This window comes from Fodinibius sp., assembly GCF_041642155.1.
Lineage (GTDB): Bacteria > Bacteroidota > Rhodothermia > Balneolales > Balneolaceae > Fodinibius.
This window is the reverse complement of record NZ_JBEPWZ010000348.1, coordinates 1-2,870: the sequence shown is the minus strand read 5'-3', so window position 1 is coordinate 2,870 and position 2,870 is coordinate 1. Positions and strand designations below refer to the sequence as shown.

Here is a 2,870-nt window from a genome sequence, read left to right as displayed (position 1 = left end):
CAAAGAAATTAACTCTTTACCCAGGCGAAGAAAAATGGCAGCGGAAACGTACTCCGGTGTGTCAAGCATACTATCCGGTATGTTAAGCATAGTATTATGACCCTCAACTCCGCAGACGGGCAAAATTCTCGGTATGTCCGGCACTTTCATAATTTTTGGCCTCAAATATGGAGATAAATTTATCGGTATCATAAAGTTACAACAATACGCCATACCTCTTTGTGAGAAATCCAGGATAGATCGTACGTGAAAGAATATAAGCATTCATCCACTGTCCGTTAAATGAAATTTACTGCTTGTGGATGCCATTATTTATCTCCCGCTCTGTCTCCCCGCCCGCCTTTCTCCCACCGGTTTTTATACACCACCCCGGAACGTAACTGCATATCAGCGGGTTTTGAAAAGCCGGGATTTTTGGTCAATATCAAAGCCTGAGCACATTCATAACCGCAGGAAATATAGCGTATGCGAGGATTTTGAATGCGCAAAAATACAGAGATTGGCCCAAAGAACGGTATTGAAAAGCCCGCTGCCAATCATTTTATCTTTAGGAAATTTTCTCTACTTTCATTTTGCTGTCTCAGGATAACAACTGTTTTATACAGTATTCGCGGGAGCCTCCCGGCTTGGATTCATTTCATCCGACCGGCAGCTGATTGCCAGGACAGCCCCAGGTCATCCCTGACTTCGGACATCAGGCGGATCAGATACGTGGCCGGGGGACGTTTTTCCCTATTATTTTAGACAGAAGTCATATTTCACTTTTCAGATTATCAGATTAGACGAACCATCGCATGAAAAAACCTTCATACCAACAGGACCTGTTCCCCCACTGGTCGGAAATTCCCATCCGGTTCCGGGACCTGGATCCCCTCAACCATGTCAACAACGCCCTGTTCAATACCTATTACGAGGAGGCACGCATCGAGTTCATCCGGCAGGTCCCCGCTTTTGCCGATCAGCTCCAGGAGGGCTTCAGTTTTGTCCTGGCCAATATCACCATCGATTACATTTACCCGGCTGAATACCCGGGCAGCCTGCTCATCGGCTCTGGCATCAAAAAGATGGGCAACTCCAGTATTTCAAGCATTCAGGCGATCTACCTGGCAGAGGATAAAAAACTGGTTTCCGTGGCTGAAGCCCACGGCGTGTGGTTTGACCTCGAACAACAGAAGCCGAGCCGCCTCCCTGAATTAGAGAATGCCGATCAATTTCTCGTGAGCGGTTAGATACACATCCTTGAGTTAACGGATTAATGTAGTATCATCCTGTTCGAGCGTTTATTCTGTGCTGCGGGGATGTCAATCCCTAAAATGGCCGCCCGGCAGTCCGGCCCAATGCAGTCCCCTGATGTTTTCCTCAAAAGCCAAATTTAATGGTTATTTTCTCTGTATATAGCTCTCACAATCACTAAAGACCCATTGTAGTATGGACAAAAGCACGCAATACAAGATGTTTAATGATCCCATTCACGGATTCATTACGGTCCCCAAGGGCATTATCCTGGATTTAATCGATCATCCCTACGTCCAGCGGCTGCGCCGAATCAAGCAGATGGGCCTGGGGTATCTCGTATTTCCGGCGGCGGAACATTCCCGCTTCTCCCACGCCCTCGGCGCCATGGAGCTGGCCCAGCGCATCCTCAACAATCTCCGCGAAAAAGATACGACCATCAGTCCCGCTGAATTCGAAGGCACATTGATCGCCGTGCTGCTGCATGATGTGGGGCACGGTCCGCTCTCCCACACGCTCGAATTCAACCTGATTCAAGATTTTCATCACGAAATGATGACCCTCGCCATTATGCGTAAACTCAACAAGGAGATGAATGGTGCGCTGAATCTGGCCATTAAAATTTTTACCGATCAATACCCCAAAAAACCTTTTTTAAACCAGCTTATCTCCTCGCAGTTGGACATTGACCGGCTGGATTACCTGAAGCGCGACAGCGTCTTTACCTCCGTTTATGAAGGGTCGGTGGGTATCGAGCGCATCCTCAAAACCATGCGGGTATACAAAGGCAATATCGTGATCGAAAAGAAAGGTATCTATGCCATAGAAAATTACATCCTGGCCCGGCGACTGATGTATATGCAGGTCTACCTGCACAAGACCGTTTTAAGTGCCGACAAGCTGCTTCGAAATATTTTCAAGCGCGTGCGCGAACTCATTGCTTCCGGGGACGTCTTGTACCAGGCCTCCCCCTCCCTGCAATTCTTCCTGGAAAATCGTCCCACGGCCACCAAAGGAATCTCCCGCCGGGTGCTTGAACAATATCTTCAGCTCGATGACAACGACGTCTATCAAAGCATTAAATACTGGCAATATGCCGATGATCCCATCCTCGCCGAACTCTGCCAGCGGTTCCAGTCGCGCTCCCTGTTCCGCACCACCTTCCTGGATGGCACCCCGACTGCCAAGCTCAGGGAAAAGATCAGGAGCAAAACACAACATACCCTGAAAGCCCAGGGACTTCCCCACGATGAGTCCGCCGCTCGGTATTTTTACTCTTTTGACGAAAGCTACAGCGAGGCCTACCGCTATGAAAATGAGGGAATATGGATTTTGGAAGAAAAGGATAAAGCCGTAGAATTTTCCAAAGCCGCCGACACGCAAAACATCATTGCCCTCACCGAGCCTGTCGTCAAACCTTATGTGGTGCACCTGAAGGCCTTTGATGTGAAACGGTGATACCTAACATATTAATATCCACACCATCCCACTCCTCCTCCCCCTCTCCTCACGGCACCCCTACGACGGACCGGCTGCTGGCGTTGCAGGCGAAAAGCTCAGCAGTTGGTAAATAAAATGCGCATTGGATAACAGAACAAGAAGCTGATGGTTTTTCAAAGGTCTCTGAATGAAACATT

General features: G+C 48.6%; 2 protein-coding genes. Both read left to right on the top strand.

Going from position 1 to position 2,870, the window contains the following annotated elements:
* Positions 1 to 794 precede the first annotated feature (794 nt).
* On the top strand, positions 795 to 1,229 hold the full coding sequence (locus ACESLU_RS13740) for an acyl-CoA thioesterase (RefSeq protein ID WP_372639197.1): 435 nt from the start codon (positions 795 to 797) through the stop codon (positions 1,227 to 1,229).
* 199 nt (positions 1,230 to 1,428) lie between these two features.
* Complete coding sequence (locus ACESLU_RS13735) at positions 1,429 to 2,691, top strand: HD domain-containing protein (RefSeq protein ID WP_372639196.1); 1,263 nt, start codon at positions 1,429 to 1,431, stop codon at positions 2,689 to 2,691.
* Positions 2,692 to 2,870: the final 179 nt, after the last annotated feature.

Excerpts from the sequence above, each read along its gene's own strand:
- ACESLU_RS13740 (WP_372639197.1), top strand. The coding sequence starts at position 795 with ATGAAAAAACCTTCATACCAACAGGACCTGTTCCCCCACTGGTCGGAA.
- ACESLU_RS13735 (WP_372639196.1), top strand. The coding sequence starts at position 1,429 with ATGGACAAAAGCACGCAATACAAGATGTTTAATGATCCCATTCACGGA.